The following is a 19,624-nucleotide window of genomic DNA, read 5'->3' as shown; positions in this document are numbered from 1 at the left end:
CTTAGCCGATCAGCCGCGGGATGTTGGTCACCGAAACCTGGATGAACTCCATCAGTTGCCGCACCATCCAGGGCCCGAGCACGATCAGCGTCAACAGGGTGACGATCAGGCGCGGCAGGAAGCTCAGGGTCTGTTCGTTGATCTGGGTGGCAGCCTGGAAGATGGAGACGATCAGGCCGACGATCAGACTGGGTACCACCAACACGGTCACCAGCAGTGCAGTGAGCCAGAGGCCCTGGCGAAACAGATCAACGGCGACTTCAGGGGTCATTTCGCTTCTCCACGCGAGGGCGCACCGCTAGACGGTGCCGAAACTGCTGGCCAGGGTACCCATGATCAGCGCCCAGCCATCCACCAGCACGAACAGCATCAGCTTGAACGGCAGGGAGATGATCATCGGCGAAAGCATCATCATACCCATGGCCATCAGCACGCTGGCGATCACCAGGTCGATGACCAGGAAAGGTATGAAGATCATGAAGCCGATCTGGAAGGCGGTCTTGAGTTCGGAGGTGACGAAGGCCGGCACCAGGATCGACAGCGGCGCCTGGTCGGCACTGGGGATGTCGGTACGCTTGGACAGCCGCATGAACAGCTCCAGGTCCGACTGCCGGGTCTGCGCCAGCATGAAGTCCTTCATCGGCACCTGTGCCCGGCCGATGGCGTCCTGGGCGCTGAGTTGTTCGTTGAGATAGGGCTGCACGGCGGTGGTGTTGATGCGGTCGAACACCGGCGCCATGATGAACAGCGTCAGGAACAGCGCCATGCCCACCAGCACCTGGTTGGATGGCGTGGTCTGCAGTCCGAGCGCCTGGCGCAGGATGGCGAAGACGATGACGATGCGGGTGAAGCTGGTCATCAGCATGACGAACGCCGGAATGAAGCTCAGCGCCGTCATGATCAGCAGGATCTGCAGACTGACCGAATATTCCTGCTGGCCCTGGGCATTGGTGCTCAGGGTGATGGCGGGAACGGACAGTGGATTGCCCTGCCCCGCCTGCTGCGCCAGCGCCAGGGGCGCGAACAGCAGCACGGCGAAGCCCAGCAGCCAGCCCAGGGTGCGCCCGAGACCGGCCGGTAGTTGCAGCCTGGTCATGGTTTCGCCTTGGGATCGCGGCTGATGAGTTCCAGCAGACGCTGGGCGAATTCCGGCGCCGCCGGGTCGGCCTCGCCCAGGCGTACCGGTTCGCGCAGGGTATGCAGTGGCGTGATGCGTCCACCTGCGACCCCGATCAGGATCTGTTCCTGGCCAACCTGCACCAGCACCAGCCGCTCGCGTGGCCCCAGGTGCTGGGTCGAGACCACCTTGATCGCCTGCTGGCCACGCGGCCCCTGCAGCTGTACCCGGCGCACCAGCCAGGCCAGACCGAGGATCACACCTATCACCAGCAGCAGGCCGAGCAACAGCTGCCCGAGCTGGGCACCCACGTCCAGCCCCGGATGAGTGGCTTCGGCAGCGCTCGCGGTCAGGGGCAGGAGACCCAGCGGCAATAGCAGACTCTTCATGGATCACCGCAGCTTCTTGATGCGTTCCGTGGGGCTGATGACGTCGGTCAGGCGGATCCCGAACTTCTCGTTCACCACCACCACTTCACCGTGGGCGATCAGGGTACCATTCACCAGCACGTCCAGCGGCTCGCCAGCCAGGCGGTCGAGTTCGATGACCGAACCCTGGTTGAGCTGCAGCAGATTGCGAATGGAGATGTCGGTGTGCCCGACTTCCATGGAGATGGTCACCGGGATGTCGAGGATCACATCCAGATTCGGTCCTTCCATGCCGCTCACCGTCAAACCGCCGCTGCTCTGGCCGAATTCCTCGACCGGCGCCTTGGGTGGCTTGGGCGCCTCGGGCGCGGCCGGTGAGGTGCCCTGGGCCATCAGGGCATCGATATCGTCCTGGCTCGCATCGCCGGCTTCGGCCAGCGCCGCGGCCCACTCGTCCGCCAGGGCTTGTTCTTCGGGGTTGTCTGCCATCGTTCGTGTCTCGTGCAACGCCGGGCCGCGGCCCGGACGGGAAAAACGGGTATCGCTCAGCGGCTACGGCTGACCGGTTCGAGAATCTGCAGGGCCAGGTTGCCCTTGCGCGCGCCCATCTTGACCTTGAAGGTGGGCATGCCGTTGGCTCTCATGAGCATCTCTTCGGGCATCTCCACCGGGATCACGTCGCCGGGCTGCATATTGAGAATATCGCGGAGTTTGAGTTGGCGCCGGACAACCGTCGCCTCCAGCGGCACGCGCACGTCCAGCAGGTCCTCGCGTAGCGCCTTGACCCAGCGCTCGTCCTGGTCGTCCACGTCGGACTGGAAACCAGCGTCGAGCATCTCGCGGATCGGCTCGATCATCGAATAGGGCATGGTCACGTGCAACTCGCCGCCGCCGCCATCCAGCTCGATGTTGAAGGTGCTCACCACCACCACTTCGCTGGGGCTGACGATGTTGGCCAGCGCCGGGTTGACCTCCGAGTTCATGTACTCGAACTGGCAGTCGAGCATGGCACCCCAGGCTTCCTTGAGATCGACGAAGCACTGGTCCAGTACCATGCGCACCACCCGCAGCTCGGTGGGGGTGAATTCGCGGCCTTCGATCTTGGCATGGCGGCCGTCGCCACCAAAGAAGTTGTCCACCAGCTTGAACACCAGCCGGGCGTCGAGGATGAACAGCGCGGTACCACGCAGCGGCTTCATCTTGACCATGTTCAGGCTGGTCGGCACGTACAGCGAATGGATGTACTCGCCGAACTTGGTGACCTGCACGCCGCCCACGGAGACGTCCGCGGAGCGGCGCAGCAGGTTGAACATGCTGACCCGGGTATAACGGGCGAAGCGCTCGTTGATCATCTCCAGGGTCGGCATGCGACCACGGACGATGCGATCCTGGCTGGTGAGGTCGTACCCCTTGATCGCCCCCGGCTCGACGTCGGTCTCGGTCTCGACGATGCCATCGTCGACCCCGTGCAGCAGGGCATCGATTTCATCCTGGGAGAGCAGATCTTGCACGGCCATGGCGTTACCTATTGCAGGACGAGATTGGTGAACAGTACCTGTTCGATAACGGTCTGGCCGGTCAGTTTCTTCGCCAGCTCCTGAACCTTGCTGGTCGCCTGCTGGCGCAACATCTCCTTGCCCACCGGCGTGACCAGACTAGCGAAGTCCTGGCCGGAAAACAGCATGACCAGTTGGTTGCGCACCTGCGGCAGTTGCGCCTTGAGCGCATCCATCTGCGCCTGGTCGCGTCCCATCAGGGTCACCGTCACCTGCATGTAGCGCTGTCGCCCCTCGGCGTTGTAGTTGACCACGAAGGCCGGCAGCAACGGCTGGTAGATCGCCGTCAGGTGCACTGGCGCCGCCGGTGCGGCCGCCGCGGCGTGCTCGGGTTCGGCGCTCTTCTTGCCGAGCAGGAACCAGGTCGCCCCCACCGAGGCGCCGATCACCAGCAGCAGGGCCACGACGATGATGATGATGAGTTTGAGTTTGCCCTTGCCCTTACCTTCCGCGGCTGCACCCTCTGCCGCAGGCGCCTGCTTCTTCGCCATATACGCTCGACCGACCCTTGTCTGGAGCACCACCCTTGTCGGGCAGCGCGGCTAACTTATTGATGCGAAGGGGATATAGCAGGTGCAGCCGAGACTGTCACCTGCCGGCCGGTGGCCGCCATCACGCGTAGTAATCGACCAGACTGCGCGCAGCCAGGGTCGCGGAGCCACGGGTTTCGCCGACGCTCGCCAGCGGCTCCTCCTCGCTACCGCTCGCAGCGCCGCCGCGGCCACGGCGGGAACCATCGCTCTGGCCACCCTGTTGCGACTGCTGCCAGGCCTGCCCGGAGGATTGGTCGGAGACGTTCACGTTTGCCAGGTTCATGCCCTGCTGGGCGAAGAGTTCGCGCAGCCGCTGGCTGCCGTTGTCCAGGGCTTCGCGCACGTCCGCATGGGGACTGGCGAAGGTCACCTGGGTCTGGTCCTGGGTCATGTCGATGCGCACCTCCAGCTTACCCAATTGCGCCGGCTCCATCTGGATGTCGGCGGTCTTGAGATTCTGGCTGGACATCCACATGACCTTGTCGACCACGGCCTCGCTGAAATTGCCGGCCTGGGGATTGAGCGCCTGGCCGGGAACGGTGGCGCTGACGGGACGAGCGGTCTGCGCCGGCGTGCTCAGCGATTGCGACAGCGCGGTGAGCTTGTCGGCAAAGGCATCGGCCTTGGTCGGGACCGACGCATCCTTGGCATCCCCCTGTTCCAGCGTCGCGGCCAGGGCCGCCGTGGCTGCCTGGTCCGCACCCGGGAGCGGAGCGGACGGGTCCGGTACCAGGGTGTTGAGTTGCGCCGCCAGGTTGTTGGCGGTGGTTGCCGCCTTGTTGGCGTCCCCCTGCCCCTGCTGCGGAACCTGGCCAAGCAGCTGCGCCAGGCCGTCGTCCTGGGACGCGGTGTCGCCGGGCTTGGCGGCGCCAGGCAGCGTCGCGTTCGCCAGGCCCGCGGTAGGTGTCTGGGCTCCCTGGGCCGTCGCCGCGCCGAGAATGGCCGCCGGATCGAGCCCTTGGGCCGAGGGCGTCGTGGTCGGCGCAGTTGCCGTCGGGGTCGACGTTGCCACCGGAGTCGTCGGGACAGGGGGCGCAACCGGAGTCGGGAATTGACCGGTCATGCCGAGCAGGAACAGCGGGTCCAACTGCGTGGTGCCTGGCTCCTGGCTGTCCTGCTCCTGGGCGACCGGCAAGGTCTTGCCGTCGCCGTCGGCAGCGGTTGCCGGCTGGTCGTCGGTCTTTGCCGCCGGGTCCGTCGGCTTGGCATCGGCGGCGCGGTCATCGTCGGCAGAGCGCTTCGCCCGGTCATCCCCGTCGCGTGCGCGCGCCGGCTCGTTCTTGCGCGTCTGGCTGGTGGACTTGGTGTCGCCGGTATCGCGCGGTTTCTCGCTGCGAGCCGCTTCGCGCGGCTGTTCCTGGGCAAAGACGTCGGCGAAGCGCTCTGGCGCTACGGAGCGATCCTGGACGGTGGGAGTCTTGACCGCGGGCCTGCCAGGGGTGGCGGAGGAAGTCGCGGTATTCAGTAGGAAATCGGGCACGACGGCCATGGAATGCTCCGAATGACGGGTTTTCCGATACGTAGCAAGTTACGCGCCAGCTGGAAACGCCAGCGCTTTGACGAGGCTCAGATCGCGTAGCGCTGACGTTCGACCTTGAAGAGGATGCGGACAATGGCGAACTCGCGCTCGATCGCCGCCAATCCCATGGCCAGCTCGGCGGTCGAGGCACGGCGGCGCGCGCCCTCCTCCACGTCCTTGCAGAGTTGCGCCAGAGGCCCTGCACCCATGTTGCCAGAGCTGCCCTTGAAGCTGTGGGCCAGTTGGCGGACCTGCTCGGCGTCGCCACCGATCACGCTGCGCTTGAGCGCCGCGATACGCTCGTCGCAGTCGACGAGGAAGGTGTCGATGAGTCCGACGTACTCCTCCTCCATGCAGTCGCGCAGGGTGGCGAGCGTGTCCGGATCAAGATGAGTGGAAAGCATCAGGGTCTCACTGAGCGGAGGGCGAGGAGCGCGGGCGGCCCCTGCTATAGATAGGCCGAGCGCGCGCGTTGAGCGTACTCGTCCATCTGTTTCTGTTCGCGCTTGTCTTCCACCAGCCGCTGTTCCTGCCGATAGCGCTCGACCAGCTTGCGCAGGCCCTCCAGACGCGCATAGCGCTCTTGCCACTGGGTGCGGGCCTTGGCCACCACGTCGCGATGCCACTGGGCATTGCGCTCCTGCTGGCCGATGGCTTCTTCCAGCTGGCTGAGAAAGCGTTGATAGCCGATCAGCCACTGACCGGTGACGCCGCGGCTGCCGTTGACCACCAGGCGCTGCTGGTAGTCCTCGCGGTAACGCTGCAACTCACCCAGCTTGAATTCGGCCTGGGCCAGCTGCTGCTGGCACTGCCCCAGGCGCTGGGCCGCGTCGCGCTCCTCACGCTCGCTCATGTCCACCACGGGTGCCAGGCGTTCGGCTCTGCCTTTCATGATCTATCAGCCTCCCAACACAACTTGAAGATTGGCGGCGCTCTGTTCCAGCGATTCGCTTTCGCGCAACCCCTGGCGCAGGAACTGCTGCATGGGGGCGTAGCGCGCGATCGCCAGGTCGGTTTCGGCATTACCTCCGGGCACGTAGGCACCGACGCTGAGCAGGTCCTTGGTCTGCTGGTAGAGCGACCAGAGCTGCTTGACGCGCTGGGCGTTGCGCAGATGCTCGGGACTGACCACCTGGGGCATTACCCGACTGATGGACGCCTCGATGTCGATGGCCGGATAGTGGCCCTCTTCGGCCAGCCGCCGCGACAGCACGAAGTGACCATCCAACACGCCCCGCGCCGAGTCGGCGATGGGGTCCTGCTGGTCGTCGCCTTCCGACAATACAGTATAGAACGCCGTGATCGAACCCCCACCCTTTTCGGCGTTGCCGGCCCGCTCCACCAATCGCGGCAGCTTGGCGAACACCGACGGCGGATAACCCTTGGTGGCCGGCGGCTCGCCGATGGCCAGGGCGATCTCCCGCTGGGCCTGGGCATAGCGGGTCAGGGAATCCATCAGCAGCAGGACGTTCTTGCCCTTGTCGCGAAAGTATTCGGCGATCCGGGTGCAGTACATGGCCGCCCGCAGACGCAGCAGGGGCGCATCGTCCGCCGGCGAGGCCACGACCACCGCGCGCTTGATGCCCTCCTCACCGAGGATGTGCTCGATGAATTCCTTCACCTCGCGGCCCCGTTCGCCGATCAGCCCGACCACGATGATCTCGGCCTTGGTCAGGCGGGTCATCATGCCGAGCAACACGCTCTTGCCGACGCCGGTACCGGCGAACAGACCGAGGCGCTGGCCGCGACCCACCGTCAACAAACCGTTGATGCTGCGAATGCCCACATCGAGGGGCTCGCTGATAGGTTCGCGCTTGAGCGGGTTGATGGTGGGCCCATCCATCGGCACCCAATCCTCGGCGCGCATGCGCCCCTTGCCGTCCAGCGCATTGCCCAGGCCATCCAGCACCCGGCCGAGCATGGACATGCCCATCGGCAGGCGCCCGGTGTCCGGCACGGGTACCACCCGGGCGCCCGGGGCGATGCCCGCCAGGCTGCCCACCGGCATGAGAAAGGTCTTGTCGCCATTGAAGCCCATCACCTCGGCCTCGACCTCCACCGGCTGGTAGCCGCCGCCATTGATCAGGCGGCAGCGACTGCCGACGGCGGCGCGCAAGCCTTCGGCCTCCAGGGTCAGGCCAACCATGCGCAACAGACGGCCTTCGATCACCGGCTGCGGCTCGACCCGGATGGCTTCTTCGTAGCCTCCCAGGCGCCGTTCGAAACTCAAGCGATCAAGACGCATGGGGCGGCTCCTGGATATCTATATGCAGGTCAGGGTCCTGGGGCTGGGTGGCCTGCTGGCGCTGCTGTTCGGCCAGTTGCGTCAGTGCCTGGGTCAGGCGCGTCTCGATACTGGCATCGATGACACTGCTCTCGGTCTCGATCCGGCAGCCACCGGGCATGAGTGCCTCGTCTTCAAGGATGCGCCATTTTTCCTCGTGCCGATCCCGCAGCGCCTTCATCAGGTCGAAATCCTGGGGGCTGACGTGGATGCGGATGTTCTCGGCGCCCATCGGCAGGAGTTTGAGCGAGGTCCGCACCACCTGCGCGAGCTGGCTGGAATCGAGCTTGAGTTCCCGCTGGACGACTTCGCGGACGATGTGACGCACCAGCTGGACCATCCCCGCTTCCAGGGCCTGATCCTGCTCGCCGATGGGATCGAGCAGGTGCGTCATCAGGGTCTCCAGACTGGCCAGCCGGGTCCCCAGGGCGGCCTCGGCTTCCTGACGGGCCTTGAGCTGACCGGCGTGATAGCCATCGCGCTCGCCGGTCACGAAGCCCTCGTTGTAGGCCTCCTGACGGATCGCCTCCAGTTCTTCGAGGGTGATCGGCTGGACCTCCTCGACCGGCACCTCTTCGATCAGGGCCTCCGGTTGCGGTTCGGGCTCAGGTGCGGGAGCAGGCGCCTGCGCAGGCTCGTCGAAGCTATCGAAAGCCGGCAGTCGCCAGACATCGAAGGCTTCCAGGTCCCGCGCCCTGATCAGTTCGCTCGCCGATTCTTTGCTCATCACCTATCCGTCAGAAAACCGCTACTGACAGGGCATTAGCAAAGCACAGGCCAACCCTCGCGAAGGGTCAGACCATTTCCTCGCCACCCTTGCCACCCAGCACGATCTCGCCAGCATCGGCCATGCGCCGGGCGACCGCCAGGACTTCTTTCTGCGCCCCTTCCACCTCGGACAGCCGGACCGGACCCTTGGCTTCCAGATCGTCGCGCAGCAACTCGGCGGCGCGCTTGGACATATTGCGGAAGAACTTTTCCTTGATGCCCTCGTCGGCGCCCTTCAACGCCAGCACCAGCACATCGGAGGACACCTCGCGCAACAAGGCCTGGATACCGCGGTCGTCCACGTCCGAGAGGTTGTCGAAGACGAACATCAGGTCCTCGATCTGCCCCGACAGGTCCTGGTCCGCATCGCGGATAGCATCCATGAGCGGCCCTTCGACCGAGCTATCCAGGTAGTTCATGATGTCAGCCGCGCGCTTGACGCCGCCGAGGGCCGTACGGGTGGTACTGGCGCTGCCGGAGAACTGCTTCTCCAGGATCAGGTTCAGCTCCTTCAGAGCTGCCGGCTGTACGGTGTTCAGCGACGAGACGCGCAGCACGATGTCGAGACGCACCTTGTGGTCGAAGTGGCTGAGCACCTCGGCCGCCTGGTCGGGATCGAGGTAGGCCACCACGATGGCCTGGATCTGCGGGTGCTCGTAGCGGATCACGTCCGCCACCGCCCGCGGCTCCATCCACTTCAGGCTGTCCAGACCGCTGGTATTGCCGCCCAGCAGGATACGGTCGATCAGGCCACTGGCCTTGTCCTCGCCCAGGGCCTGGGTGAGCATCTTGCGGATGTAGCCATCGGCGCCGACGCCCAGGCTGGTCTGGTCGCCAACCACCTCGATGAAGTCGCCCAGCACCCGCTCGACCTGCTCACGGTTAACGTTGCGCATCTGCGCCATCGCCGTGCCGACCTTCTGCACCTCCTTGGGCCCCATGTGCCGGAGGATTTGCGCGGCATCGGCTTCACCCAGCGACAGGAGGAAGATGGCGGCCTTCTCGACCTTGGAAAGTTGCGCGTCATTCGTCGCCATTGATCCAATCCTTCACTACCTGGGCTACACGGCCCGGATCATCGTTGACCAGTTGCTTGATGGCCGTCAGCTGGGCGTCGTAACCCTCGCTCGGGCTCGGCAGCAGCAGCGGAGCCGGGCCACCCAGGCTCACCTTGTCGTCAGCCAAGTCGTCTCCCAGGCCGTCCAGACCACCGGCACCCAGGGCGCCGGCACCACCGGCAGCAGCCAGGGCAGCATCCTTGGCATTGCCACCAGACAGGTTCTTCAGCACCGGCCGCAGTACCCCAAAGACTAGCACCAGGATGAACAGCACACCCAGCGCCTGCTTCACCACACCCCAGAACCAGGGCTGCTGGTAGAAGGGAATGCTCTCAATCTCTTCCGGCTGCACCGGCGCGAAGGGCGCGTTGATCACGCTCACGCTGTCACCGCGGCTGGCGTCGAAGCCTACGGCGTCCTGCACCAGGCGGGTGAAGCGGGCCAGATCCTCGGTGGACCAGGGCGTATGGGTCAGCTTGCCGGCCGCATCGACCTTGACCTGGTCATCCAGCACCACCGCGACGGAAAGCCGACGCAGGCGGCCCTGCTGCTGACGGGTGTAGCTGATGCTGCGGTCCAGCTCGTAGTTGCGGGTGTTCTGCTCGCGCTTGTCGGTCGGGTACGGCAGGGTGGCCGGCAGATTGGTCTTGCTATCGTAGATGTACTGGTCGTTGGCATCCCGCAACGGCTGGCCGGGCGCTATGTAGTTGGCACCGCCTGCACCCTGGGCACTGGCTTTCTCCGGGGTGGAGGACGGTCCGGGCGGCTGGTTCGACAGGGCACCGGGGACCCCCTGGGCGCCGCCGCCGGACGTCTGGCGTTGCTCGCTGTTCTGCTGCTCGCTACGCAGCGCCGGCTGGTCAGGGTTGAACTGCTCGGAGGTCGACTCGACCGCGTTGAAGTCGACGTCGGCCGCCACTTCCGCCTTGAAGCGACCGCTGCCTACCACCGGCTGCATGATGTTCTGCACGCGCTGGGTCAGGGAGCCTTCCATCTTACGGGTGTAGTCCAGCTGCTTGCCGGCGATGGACAGCTCGGACATGTTCTGCTGGTCGGACAGCAACTGGCCTTTCTGGTCGACGATGGTGACCTGAGATTTATCCAGTTCCGGTACGCTGGTGGCGACCAGATTGATGATGGCCATGACCTGGCCGGCGTCCAGGGTACGGCCGGGGTACATTTCCACCAGCACGGACGCGCTCGGCTTGCGCTCGTCGCGGACGAATACCGAACTCTTCGGAATCGCCAGGTGTACCCGGGCAGCCTTGATGCCGTTGAGGCTGGAAATGGTACGAGCCAGTTCGCCTTCGAGGCTGCGCCGATAGTTCGCCGCTTCCATGAACTGGCTGGTGCCCAGCGGCTGTTCCTTGTCCAGCAACTCGAAGCCCACGTTGCCGTCCGAGGGGGTGATACCGGCGGCAGCCATCTTCATGCGGGCACGACCGAGGTCGTCAGCCTTGACCAACAAGGCGCCGGAATTCGGATCGACCTTGTAGCCGATGTCGGCAGCGCCCAGGGCCTGCAGCACCTGGTTGGCGTCCAGACCGGCCATGCTGGTGTACAGCGGCCGATAGTCCGGTTGCTGGGTCCAGAGCACCACGGCGAAACCCAGGGCGACACTGGCGGCCAAGCCGATGAGCAGACCCAGCTGGCGCAGCAGCGGCATCTCGGACAGGTTGTCGAGGAAGCTCAGACCCAGCAGAGGCTTCTTGGGTTTGTCCTCGGCCTCGGGTTTGGCGGTGGGGACGGGGGCGTTGGTAAGAGCGTCAGCCATGGTCTAGACCGTCCTCAAATCGACATTTGCATGATGTCTTGGTACGCCTGCACGAACTTGTTGCGTACCTGGGTCAAGGCCTGCACGGAAACGCTGGCCTTCTGCGAAGCGATCATGACTTGAGTGAGGTCGACCCCGCCCTGCCCCAGTTCGAAGGCCTTGGCCATCTCGCTGGCGGTTTGCTGGGTCTCGGCGACGGAGCCCACGGCCTTGCTGAGCATGTCGGCGAAGCTCGGGCCCTGGACCTGTTCGGTGCTGGTGGGCGCGGCCACGGCTTTCGACCGGGCCATGGCCTCGGTCTGCATGGAACGCATTTCCAGCATCAACCGATTGAACTCGACACCTTGAACCATTGCTCTGCTCCTCCGGTACGGGAAATTGACGCCGTACCCACTCGTGCCAGAGATAGAGCAATGCCTGTGCCAGAACTTAAAATTCCAGCCAAAACAAGGAGTTGAATATTTTCCGAGTAACGTCGATTAAAGTTCGACAGGAATCAGTCGACGGTCAGCAATGCACGATTGCGCTGCAGGAGGCCCTTGCCGATCCCCTTCACCTCGAGCAGCTCGTCCACCGACGCGAAAGCACCGTGGGCCTGACGATAATCGACAATGGCCCGAGCCTTGACCGCCCCGATGCCACTCAAGCGCTGCAGCTCGCCGACATCGGCGACATTGATGTTCAGGGGTGCCGGAAAGGCACTGATGGACGACTTGGCCTGGGTGCCCACAGCAGGCTCGCAGGCATAGACCCAGGACTGCAGTGCGATGAGAAAGACGAAGATCCAGACGCATCTCATAGGGGAACCTCCTTGTTCCACCGTGAAATGCGCAAAGCTTATCGCGCGCCGTCAGGCTGTCAACTGACCAGCGATCCAGCGCGCTCGCGCTCGGTCTTGAGCGCGGCCAGGGTCTGCCGCACGCCCTGACGCCAGTCGCTGGGCGCGACGCCGAACGCGCTCTGCAGCGCGCTCGAATCCAGCATCGAATAGGCGGGCCGCTTGGCCAGGGTGGGAAACTCGGAAGTGGCGATCCCGGTGATGAGGGGCGCACGCTGCAGCATGCCGAGTTCCTGACCGGCATCGATGATGTACCGCGCGAAGTCGCACCAGCTCAGGCCGCTGTCGCCGGCGTAGTGGTAGAGCCCGTAAGCCGCCTGTGTGGGAACGGCCTGGACCTGGCCAGCGATCTCCAGCAGCGCATCGGCGATGTGGCCGGCATAGGTCGGGCAGCCGACTTGGTCGCTCACCACGCGCAGTTCGTCGCGGTCGGCAGCCAGCCGCAGCATGGTCTTGAGGAAATTATTGCAGTGCTCGCTGAAGACCCAGGCCGTGCGCAGGATCACGGCCCGAGGGCAGGCCGAGAGGATGCGATTCTCGCCCTCCAGCTTGGTCATCCCATAGACCCCGGCGGGACTGACCGGGTCGCTCACCTGGTACGGCTGGGTGGCCGTCCCGTCGAACACGTAGTCGGTGGACAGGTGCAGCAGGGCGATACCGGCCGCACCACAGGCCTGTGCCAGGACCGCAGGACCTTCGATGTTGCCGCGCGCGGCGATCTCCGGCTCCTGCTCGGCCTTGTCCACCGCCGTATAGGCCGCCGCATTGATCACGACGTCCGGGTTGAACCGCTCAAGATGGCTGGTCACCGAGCCTTCGTCAGCGATATCCAGAGTGGCACGTCCATGGGCCTCCCATGCCAGTTCTGAACGCTGAAGGCGGTCGGTCAGACAACGTCCGACCTGCCCGTTCGCTCCGGTAACCAGTATCTTCATCTATACAGCTCCGCCAATCGAAGTCCTTGTGCATCTTTGGCGGACAGGATGGGATCCGAGACCCGCCAGTCGATATTTAGATCCGGATCATTCCAGATCAAAGACCCTTCATCAGAGGGATCGTAATAATCTGTGCACTTGTATTCAAAATCGGCGGTTTCAGACAGCACCACGAAGCCGTGGGCGAGACCCGGCGGTATCCAGAGCTGGCGCTTGTTCTCCTCCGAAAGGATCTCGCTCACCACGTTGCCGAAGGTGGGCGAGCCCCGACGGATGTCGACGGCCACGTCCAGTACCTCGCCGCGCACGACACGCACCAGCTTGCCTTGCGGCTTGCTGCGCTGGAAATGCAGGCCACGCAGCACGTTACGCGCCGAACGCGAGTGGTTGTCCTGAACGAACGCCAGCGTGATTCCCGCCTGCTGGGCATAACGCTCGGCCTGGAAGGATTCCAGGAAGAAGCCGCGGTCGTCACCGAAGACCTTGGGCTCGATCAGCTTGACGTCCGGGATCGCGGTGTCGAAGACCTGCATCAGTCCTGCTCCTTGCACAGACGCGCCAGGTACTGGCCATAGCCAGTCTTGCTCAGGGCTTCGGCCTGCAATGCCATCTGCTCGCAGGTGATCCAGCCTTTCTGGAAGGCGATCTCTTCGAGGCAGGCGACCTTCAGACCCTGACGCTTCTCGATGGTCTGGACGAAGTGGCCGGCTTCCAGCAGGGCATCGTGGGTACCGGTATCCAGCCAGGCGAAACCACGACCCAGCAGGGACACGTTCAGCGAGCCGCGGCGCAGGTACTCGTTGTTGACGTCGGTGATTTCCAGTTCGCCACGGGGCGATGGCTTGATGTTGGCGGCGATGTCCAGCACGTCGTTGTCGTAGAAATACAGACCGGTGACGGCATAGTTGGATTTCGGCTTCTTGGGCTTCTCTTCGATGCTCAGGGCCTTGCCCTGGTCATCGAACTCGACCACACCGAAACGCTCGGGATCGGCGACGTAGTAGCCGAAGACGGTGGCGCCCTTCTCCACGCTCGCGGCCTTCAACAGCGTCTCGCTGAAGCGCTGGCCATAGAAGATGTTGTCGCCGAGGACCAGGCAGACGTTGTCATTGCCGACGAATTCACGGCCGATGATGAAGGCCTGGGCCAGACCATCGGGGCTCGGCTGCTCGGCATAGCTCAGTTGCATGCCGAAGTGGCTGCCGTCGCCCAGCATGCGCTGGAAACCGGGCAGGTCGGCTGGCGTCGAGATGATCAGCACTTCCTGAATACCGGCCAGCATCAGCACGGACAGCGGATAGTAGATCATGGGTTTGTCGTAGATCGGCAGCGACTGCTTGGACACGCCCAGGGTAATGGGGTGCAAACGGGTACCGGAGCCACCGGCCAGCAGAATTCCCTTGTATTTGCTCATGGCAATCGTCCTCTGAAAATTGACTGTTGCTGTCGGTCGGACACGCCATGGTGCGTGTCCGAGAACGGATCGTTAAACGGCTTCGCCAAGACGCTCGAGGCGATAGGCACCGGACAGTACCCGCTGCCACCACTCACGATTGTTCAGGTACCAGGTGACGGTCTTGCGCATGCCGGTCTCGAAGGTCTCTTCCGGCGTCCAGCCCAGCTCGCGGCCGATCTTGCTGGCATCGATGGCGTATCTCATGTCGTGACCGGGACGGTCCTTGACGAAGGTGATGAGGTCGCGATAACGCTCCACCCCCGCCGGCTTCTCGGGTGCCAGCTCTTCGAGCAGGTCGCAGATGGTCTCGACGACCTGCAGATTGCGCTTCTCGTTGTGGCCACCGATGTTGTACGTCTCGCCGACCTCACCCTGGGTCACCACGGTATAGAGGGCGCGCGCATGGTCTTCGACGAACAGCCAGTCACGCACCTGGGAACCGTCACCATAGACCGGCAGCGGTTTGCCGTGGATGGCATTGAGGATGACGTGGGGGATCAGCTTCTCGGGGAAGTGATAGGGACCGTAGTTGTTCGAACAGTTGGTCACCAGCACCGGCAGGCCATAGGTCCGGCCCCAGGCGCGCACCAGGTGGTCGCTGCCGGCCTTGCTGGCGGAATAGGGCGAGCTCGGCGCATAGGGCGTGGTCTCGGTAAAGAGGTCGTCCGTGCCGTGCAGATCGCCGTAGACTTCATCGGTGGAGATGTGGTGGAAACGGAAGGCCGCCTTGGCCTCGGGTTCCAGGCCGTTCCAGTAGGCCCGCGTGACTTCCAGCATCACGCCGGTACCGACGACGTTGGTCTGGATGAAGTCGGCAGGCCCCTCGATGGAGCGATCCACATGCGATTCGGCAGCCAGGTGCATCACCACATCGGGCTGGAAGGCGGCGAACACCTTCTGCAGGGCGCCGAAGTCGCAGATATCCACCTGGTGAAACTCATAGCGGTCGGACGCGGAGACCTCTGCTAGCGAATCCACGTTACCGGCGTAGGTCAGCTTGTCGACGTTGGCGACCTTGCACGGGGTTTCGTTGATAAGAAAACGTACTACGGCGGAACCAATGAAACCCGCGCCACCCGTTACCAGTACCTTCATCCTGAATCCTGCCTATATCGATTTGCACATCATCCTGCCCGAACCGGCGCGCAGGACATCGGAGGACGGCGCAGCCATCCCTGGCTCGGGCCGCGACCAACGCCGCACGCCCAAAGACCTGAGTTAAACAGTGGCAGAAAAGGAAAGTTCAGCTCGGCGACGAGAGGGTGCCGCTTCTGTGCTCGGCTTCAAATACGGGATTTGAGACAGCGCCCAGGTCAATCGATGGACCAGTTGGTATGCAACCAGTCGACGATATCGCCTTCCGGTGTGTAACCGGCAACGGTATCGCGCAGCAGTTGGCGCACCCGGACGTAATCGCCGGCGTCGACCGAGCGACTCAACTCGACGAGGGCAGCCCTAAAGGCGTCCCAAGCAAGGAAGTCTTCGCTGGCCCGCATGATCTTGGGATGCGAAGTGGGACTGACGTCGTCGCCGATGAGCAATTCTTCGTAGAGTTTCTCGCCAGGCCGCAGGCCGGTGAATTCGATGGCCACGTCGCCATGGGGATTGGCAGGAGAACGCACGCTGAGGCCCGAGAGCTTGATCATCTGCTCGGCCAGCTCGACGATGCGCACCGGCTCGCCCATGTCCAGAACGAAGACATCGCCCCCCTCGCCCATGGCCCCGGCCTGGATCACCAGTTGCGCCGCTTCGGTGATGGTCATGAAGAAGCGGGTGATCTTGGGGTGGGTCACGGTGACCGGCCCACCCTTGCGGATTTGCGTACGGAACAGCGGAATGACCGAGCCGGACGAGCCCAGGACGTTGCCGAACCTGACCATGGTGAAGCGGGTGCGATTGACCTGGTGAATGCCGTCGGCCTGGCCATGGAGTATGGGCGCCGCTTCACGGCTGAGCGCCTGCAGGACCATCTCGGCCAGGCGCTTGGTACTGCCCATGATGTTGGTCGGCCGCACCGCCTTGTCGGTGGAGATCAGCACGAAGCTGGTCACCCCTGCCTGGATCGCCGCCTGGGCAGCGTTCAGCGTACCCAGCACATTGTTGCCGAATCCCTCGGCAATGTTGTGCTCGACCATGGGCACGTGCTTGTAGGCTGCCGCATGGTACAGGGTCGCCACCTTCCAGTGGCGCATCACCTGCAGCAACAGCGCAGCGTTACGGATGGACCCCAGGACGGGCACCAGGGTGATCGGCAGAGCTTCACGCTGGATATGGGCGTCCAGCTCCCGATGGATGCTGTAAAGATTGAATTCGGCATGATCGAGCAGGATCAGCACCCGCGGCCGCTGCCCGATGATCTGCCGGCACAGCTCGGAACCGATGGAGCCACCCGCCCCCGTCACCATCACCACCTGCTGGCTGATGCAGCGACTGAACAGTTCAGGCCGCGGCGCTACCGGATCACGCCCCAGGAGGTCAGCGATATCCACTTCCTGCAGATCGTCCACCTGCACCTTGCCACAGGCGAGATCGCTGATCCGCGGGACGGTACGGACATGCAAGGGATAGGGCTCGAGCAGACTAAGGACCTCCCGGCGCCGGGCACGGGTGGCGGACGGGATGGCCAGGAGGATTTCCTCGGCACCGGTCTCTTCGATCATCTGCTGGATGTGCTTGGGGGTGTAGACCTTGAGGCCGGCGATGATGCGATTGGCGATGCTCTTGTCATCGTCGATGAAGGCCACCGGCCGCATCGCCCGCCCCATGCGCAGCGCTGCGATCAGCTGATTGCCCGCCGACCCGGCGCCATAGATGGCGACACGGGGCAATTCGTCCGGCTGCTTGATGAAGGGTACGGTGATGGCGCGATACCAGTCACCCAGGAAGTACTGGCGCAGCGCCAGACGCAGACCGCCGATGAGGATCAGGCTGACGATCCAATAGTTGAAGATCATCGAACGCGGCACGATCTCCGGTAGATCGCGATACCAGTAGATGACCACGGACAGCAGCAAGGTCGAAAGCGTCACGGCCTTGGCGATGGCGATCAGCGCATCGTTGCCCAGATAACGCATCACCGCCCGGTACATGCCGATGCGGATGAACAGGGGAATGGCGATGGCAGGCGCGGTGAGAAACAACCAGGCGTGGCCACTGAAGGGCTCGATCATCTGCGCGGAGCCCAGCCGCAGATAGAAGGCGAGCCACAGTGAGATCCAGATCAATAGCAGATCGACCGCGACCTGGATGACTCTCTTGGTACGCCGGTTCAGCTTGACCAGACGGTCACGCAACATAGCAGTGTTCCTACTCCCTGAACCCGGTGGACGGCACAGCCGAAGCTGTCTCATCGGTCCCAGCATTGTATCCAAGGGCCAGACCCAACAGAGGTCCATAGGCAAGCAACAGCCCCAGTATGGCACCTAAATGCCCAGTGCCCACCAGCAAAGCGATGGGCAGCAGCCAGAACAGGTTGATGCCGAGCACCGCCAGGGTCACCGCCCTGTGGCTGCGATGGCGCCGCGAAGCCCATTGGTAGGCGTGGGTGCGGTGGGCCTCGTAGGGTTTCTTGCCACGTATCATACGGCGCAGCAAGGTCCAGGTGGCGTCGACGATGAAGACGCCCAGCAGGATCACCCAAGCCCAAAACAGTGAAAGCTCGACCAGGGCCGCCTGCAGCGACAGCATGCCCAGGACGAGACCGAGAAAGCCGCTGCCAACGTCGCCCATGAAGATCCTCGCGGGCGGGAAATTCCACAACAGGAACCCCGTGACCGCTGCCGCCAGCAGCAAGGGGGCTCCCAGCAACTGCGAATATCCCGCGAGACCATAGAGCAGCGCCATGCCCAGACAGGCGCTCAAGGCCTCCACCGCGGCGATACCGTCGATGCCGTCCATGAAATTATAGAGATTCAATAGCCAGACCAGATAGAAGGCGCCAAGGGCCAGGATCACTGCAATCGGCAAATCCAGGGCCTGCGCCAGGCTTCCGGGCAGTACCCCATACCCACCGAGCCACAGCAAGGCCAGGAAGGCCGCGAGGAAATGCCCGAGTAACCGCCAACCGGCGCCGACATGTCGATGATCATCGACGAACCCCAGTACCGCCACCAGCAGCCCCGCTCCGACCAGAACGCTGCCGGTTGCCGTATCGAGCCATCCCAGCACCCGCAAGGCGAAGCAACCGATCACGAACACCGCCACGAAGGCCAACCCACCGCCCCGGGGTGTCGCCACCTGATGCGAGCTACGCGCATTGGGTTCGTCGAGCAGACCACCGGACAGGGCATAGCGGCGCAACGCTGCCGTCCCCAGCCAACTGCCACCCAGAGCTGCGATCAGCAGCAGAATCAGCATACTGCCCGCTCCGCGCGTTGCGCACCCAACGCCCGCAGGGCGCTGCGGGCCGAGTGGGGTGGCTGCCAAGCCAACAGCGTCTTGGTGGGCTGGATGTCAACCTGAAGCGAACCACAGAGTCGTTGTGCCAGTTCGCCACGCCCCAGCAGCCGGGCGACTATTTCGAGCCAGGCGCTGGGAATGGGGATCAATCTGGCCTTCCTGCCCAAGCCCTCGCTCAGCACCTCGAGCAAGTCGACGGTAGATAGATCCTCATCGTCGCTGACCAGCAAGGTGGCTCCTACTGCCCGGGGCGCCGAGATGCATAGCGTCAGCAGGTCGACCAGATTTTCCACGGCGACCAGACTGCGCCGGTTGTGCCTTACCCCGCCCAGGGGCAGCGGCACGCCGCGAGCCAGCACATCCAGCAAACGGGCGACATTGGCTTTCACGCCAGGGCCATAAACCAGCGGTGGACGGATAATGACCACCTCCAGACCGGTCTCCGCCATGAGCGCTAGTAGCTGCTGCTCGGCGGCAGCCTTGGAGCGGGCGTAGGCATCGGTGGGGCCGGGCGGATCATCGGCACGGAAGGGGCGTCCCGGCAATGTCCAGTCGCCATTGACCTTGATGCTGCTGACGAAGATGAAGCGACGGACACCGGCAAGGACGGCGTCCCGCGCCAGCTTCAAGGTAGCGGCCCGATTCACCTGGTCATATTGCCCATCACTGAGCGCACCGGGTTGCTCACCCAACTGATGGACGCGTGCGGCAAGATGGATGATGGTATCGACCCCCGCCAGCGCTGCCGACCAGTCGGTATCGGCGGTGAGTTCACGACTCACGAAGGCAAGGCCAGGTAGCGGGGTGGAAGTTGGCGCCTGACGTAGCGCAGCGACTACGGGATAACCCTCGTCAAGCAGATGCCGGACCAGGGAAGTACCCACGAATCCTCCCGCTCCCGTCACCAGAATACTGCGTTCCATCGATGCCAAGCGCCCTTCCAGCAGCCAAATCGGCGCCCATGGTAAGACATTGCTCGACGAGCACCTAGCGCTGCAAAAACACCGGCCATAAAAAAGC

22 protein-coding genes are annotated in these 19,624 nt (G+C 63.9%); all 22 read right to left on the bottom strand.

All coding sequences use genetic code 11. The features are described 5' to 3' along the window. Position 1 precedes the first annotated feature (1 nt). Entirely contained in the window at positions 2-271 is a 270-nt protein-coding gene (gene fliQ / locus QZ471_RS01900; RefSeq protein ID WP_295460631.1) for a flagellar biosynthesis protein FliQ, read from the bottom strand. Positions 272-298: 27 nt separating this feature from the next. After that, positions 299-1,096, bottom strand: coding sequence for a flagellar type III secretion system pore protein FliP (gene fliP, locus QZ471_RS01895; RefSeq protein WP_295460630.1), 798 nt, complete (start codon positions 1,094-1,096; stop codon positions 299-301). After that, entirely contained in the window at positions 1,093-1,506 is a 414-nt protein-coding gene (gene fliO / locus QZ471_RS01890) for a flagellar biosynthetic protein FliO (protein ID WP_295460629.1), read from the bottom strand. Before fliO ends, fliP begins: the two co-directional genes overlap by 4 nt. Before the next feature lie 3 nt (positions 1,507-1,509). Then, a complete protein-coding gene (gene fliN, locus QZ471_RS01885; protein ID WP_295460628.1) occupies positions 1,510-1,974 on the bottom strand; it encodes a flagellar motor switch protein FliN in 465 nt (154 codons plus the stop codon). Positions 1,975-2,030: 56 nt separating this feature from the next. Beyond that, a complete protein-coding gene (gene fliM, locus QZ471_RS01880) occupies positions 2,031-3,002 on the bottom strand; it encodes a flagellar motor switch protein FliM (protein ID WP_295460627.1) in 972 nt (323 codons plus the stop codon). An 8-nt stretch (positions 3,003-3,010) separates the two neighbouring features. Further along, positions 3,011-3,532: a flagellar basal body-associated protein FliL gene (gene fliL / locus QZ471_RS01875; RefSeq protein ID WP_295460626.1), complete on the bottom strand. Its 522-nt coding sequence runs from the start codon at positions 3,530-3,532 to the stop codon at positions 3,011-3,013. Positions 3,533-3,653: 121 nt separating this feature from the next. Next, positions 3,654-5,063, bottom strand: a complete 1,410-nt coding sequence (locus QZ471_RS01870; RefSeq protein ID WP_295460625.1) for a flagellar hook-length control protein FliK — start codon at positions 5,061-5,063, stop codon at positions 3,654-3,656. A gap of 77 nt (positions 5,064-5,140) precedes the next feature. Beyond that, positions 5,141-5,497 carry an Hpt domain-containing protein gene (locus QZ471_RS01865; RefSeq protein WP_295460624.1) on the bottom strand — a complete coding sequence of 119 codons (357 nt, stop codon included), beginning with the start codon at positions 5,495-5,497 and terminating at the stop codon, positions 5,141-5,143. Between the two features lie 44 nt (positions 5,498-5,541). Beyond that, positions 5,542-5,985, bottom strand: a complete 444-nt coding sequence (gene fliJ, locus QZ471_RS01860) for a flagellar export protein FliJ (RefSeq protein ID WP_295460623.1) — start codon at positions 5,983-5,985, stop codon at positions 5,542-5,544. 6 nt (positions 5,986-5,991) lie between these two features. Further along, positions 5,992-7,338, bottom strand: a complete 1,347-nt coding sequence (gene fliI, locus QZ471_RS01855) for a flagellar protein export ATPase FliI (RefSeq protein WP_295460622.1) — start codon at positions 7,336-7,338, stop codon at positions 5,992-5,994. Then, positions 7,328-8,104: a flagellar assembly protein FliH gene (fliH, locus tag QZ471_RS01850; protein ID WP_295460621.1), complete on the bottom strand. Its 777-nt coding sequence runs from the start codon at positions 8,102-8,104 to the stop codon at positions 7,328-7,330. The genes fliI and fliH overlap by 11 nt, the downstream gene beginning before the upstream one ends. A 67-nt stretch (positions 8,105-8,171) precedes the next feature. Then, entirely contained in the window at positions 8,172-9,182 is a 1,011-nt protein-coding gene (fliG, locus tag QZ471_RS01845; RefSeq protein WP_295460620.1) for a flagellar motor switch protein FliG, read from the bottom strand. Next, positions 9,169-10,977: a flagellar basal-body MS-ring/collar protein FliF gene (gene fliF / locus QZ471_RS01840; RefSeq protein ID WP_295460619.1), complete on the bottom strand. Its 1,809-nt coding sequence runs from the start codon at positions 10,975-10,977 to the stop codon at positions 9,169-9,171. The genes fliG and fliF overlap by 14 nt, the downstream gene beginning before the upstream one ends. Positions 10,978-10,991: 14 nt before the next feature. Further along, entirely contained in the window at positions 10,992-11,330 is a 339-nt protein-coding gene (fliE, locus tag QZ471_RS01835) for a flagellar hook-basal body complex protein FliE (RefSeq protein ID WP_295460618.1), read from the bottom strand. Positions 11,331-11,473: 143 nt separating this feature from the next. Beyond that, positions 11,474-11,776, bottom strand: a complete 303-nt coding sequence (locus tag QZ471_RS01830; RefSeq protein WP_295460617.1) for a ComEA family DNA-binding protein — start codon at positions 11,774-11,776, stop codon at positions 11,474-11,476. 59 nt (positions 11,777-11,835) lie between these two features. Then, positions 11,836-12,750: a dTDP-4-dehydrorhamnose reductase gene (gene rfbD, locus QZ471_RS01825; protein WP_295460616.1), complete on the bottom strand. Its 915-nt coding sequence runs from the start codon at positions 12,748-12,750 to the stop codon at positions 11,836-11,838. Next, entirely contained in the window at positions 12,747-13,283 is a 537-nt protein-coding gene (rfbC, locus tag QZ471_RS01820) for a dTDP-4-dehydrorhamnose 3,5-epimerase (RefSeq protein WP_295460615.1), read from the bottom strand. Before rfbC ends, rfbD begins: the two co-directional genes overlap by 4 nt. After that, positions 13,283-14,164 carry a glucose-1-phosphate thymidylyltransferase RfbA gene (gene rfbA / locus QZ471_RS01815; protein ID WP_295460614.1) on the bottom strand — a complete coding sequence of 294 codons (882 nt, stop codon included), beginning with the start codon at positions 14,162-14,164 and terminating at the stop codon, positions 13,283-13,285. Before rfbA ends, rfbC begins: the two co-directional genes overlap by 1 nt. 72 nt (positions 14,165-14,236) lie before the next feature. Further along, on the bottom strand, positions 14,237-15,301 hold the full coding sequence (gene rfbB, locus QZ471_RS01810) for a dTDP-glucose 4,6-dehydratase (RefSeq protein ID WP_295460613.1): 1,065 nt from the start codon (positions 15,299-15,301) through the stop codon (positions 14,237-14,239). A gap of 218 nt (positions 15,302-15,519) precedes the next feature. Further along, entirely contained in the window at positions 15,520-17,502 is a 1,983-nt protein-coding gene (locus QZ471_RS01805) for a nucleoside-diphosphate sugar epimerase/dehydratase (protein ID WP_295460611.1), read from the bottom strand. A gap of 10 nt (positions 17,503-17,512) precedes the next feature. Next, positions 17,513-18,562 (bottom strand): glycosyltransferase family 4 protein, encoded by a 1,050-nt coding sequence (locus QZ471_RS01800; RefSeq protein WP_295460610.1) that lies wholly within the window; start codon positions 18,560-18,562, stop codon positions 17,513-17,515. Next, positions 18,556-19,527 carry an NAD-dependent epimerase/dehydratase family protein gene (locus tag QZ471_RS01795; protein WP_295460677.1) on the bottom strand — a complete coding sequence of 324 codons (972 nt, stop codon included), beginning with the start codon at positions 19,525-19,527 and terminating at the stop codon, positions 18,556-18,558. Before QZ471_RS01795 ends, QZ471_RS01800 begins: the two co-directional genes overlap by 7 nt. Between the last annotated feature and the right edge of the window lie 97 nt (positions 19,528-19,624).

The organism is uncultured Pseudomonas sp. (assembly GCF_913774235.1).
Lineage (GTDB): Bacteria > Pseudomonadota > Gammaproteobacteria > Pseudomonadales > Pseudomonadaceae > Chryseomonas.
This window is presented reverse-complemented; position numbering and strand designations above follow the sequence as displayed.

Bases quoted from the DNA above. Each gene is read 5' to 3' on its own strand.
- QZ471_RS01800 (WP_295460610.1), bottom strand. From the start codon at position 18,562: ATGCTGATTCTGCTGCTGATCGCAGCTCTGGGTGGCAGTTGGCTGGGG.
- fliE (WP_295460618.1), bottom strand. From the start codon at position 11,330: ATGGTTCAAGGTGTCGAGTTCAATCGGTTGATGCTGGAAATGCGTTCC.
- rfbB (WP_295460613.1), bottom strand. From the start codon at position 15,301: ATGAAGGTACTGGTAACGGGTGGCGCGGGTTTCATTGGTTCCGCCGTA.
- rfbA (WP_295460614.1), bottom strand. From the start codon at position 14,164: ATGAGCAAATACAAGGGAATTCTGCTGGCCGGTGGCTCCGGTACCCGT.
- fliG (WP_295460620.1), bottom strand. From the start codon at position 9,182: ATGGCGACGAATGACGCGCAACTTTCCAAGGTCGAGAAGGCCGCCATC.
- fliN (WP_295460628.1), bottom strand. From the start codon at position 1,974: ATGGCAGACAACCCCGAAGAACAAGCCCTGGCGGACGAGTGGGCCGCG.
- QZ471_RS01865 (WP_295460624.1), bottom strand. From the start codon at position 5,497: ATGCTTTCCACTCATCTTGATCCGGACACGCTCGCCACCCTGCGCGAC.
- QZ471_RS01830 (WP_295460617.1), bottom strand. From the start codon at position 11,776: ATGAGATGCGTCTGGATCTTCGTCTTTCTCATCGCACTGCAGTCCTGG.
- rfbD (WP_295460616.1), bottom strand. From the start codon at position 12,750: ATGAAGATACTGGTTACCGGAGCGAACGGGCAGGTCGGACGTTGTCTG.
- fliO (WP_295460629.1), bottom strand. From the start codon at position 1,506: ATGAAGAGTCTGCTATTGCCGCTGGGTCTCCTGCCCCTGACCGCGAGC.
- fliI (WP_295460622.1), bottom strand. From the start codon at position 7,338: ATGCGTCTTGATCGCTTGAGTTTCGAACGGCGCCTGGGAGGCTACGAA.
- fliM (WP_295460627.1), bottom strand. From the start codon at position 3,002: ATGGCCGTGCAAGATCTGCTCTCCCAGGATGAAATCGATGCCCTGCTG.
- QZ471_RS01795 (WP_295460677.1), bottom strand. From the start codon at position 19,527: ATGGAACGCAGTATTCTGGTGACGGGAGCGGGAGGATTCGTGGGTACT.
- fliH (WP_295460621.1), bottom strand. From the start codon at position 8,104: ATGAGCAAAGAATCGGCGAGCGAACTGATCAGGGCGCGGGACCTGGAA.
- rfbC (WP_295460615.1), bottom strand. From the start codon at position 13,283: ATGCAGGTCTTCGACACCGCGATCCCGGACGTCAAGCTGATCGAGCCC.
- QZ471_RS01870 (WP_295460625.1), bottom strand. From the start codon at position 5,063: ATGGCCGTCGTGCCCGATTTCCTACTGAATACCGCGACTTCCTCCGCC.
- fliL (WP_295460626.1), bottom strand. From the start codon at position 3,532: ATGGCGAAGAAGCAGGCGCCTGCGGCAGAGGGTGCAGCCGCGGAAGGT.
- QZ471_RS01805 (WP_295460611.1), bottom strand. From the start codon at position 17,502: ATGTTGCGTGACCGTCTGGTCAAGCTGAACCGGCGTACCAAGAGAGTC.
- fliF (WP_295460619.1), bottom strand. From the start codon at position 10,977: ATGGCTGACGCTCTTACCAACGCCCCCGTCCCCACCGCCAAACCCGAG.
- fliQ (WP_295460631.1), bottom strand. From the start codon at position 271: ATGACCCCTGAAGTCGCCGTTGATCTGTTTCGCCAGGGCCTCTGGCTC.
- fliJ (WP_295460623.1), bottom strand. From the start codon at position 5,985: ATGAAAGGCAGAGCCGAACGCCTGGCACCCGTGGTGGACATGAGCGAG.
- fliP (WP_295460630.1), bottom strand. From the start codon at position 1,096: ATGACCAGGCTGCAACTACCGGCCGGTCTCGGGCGCACCCTGGGCTGG.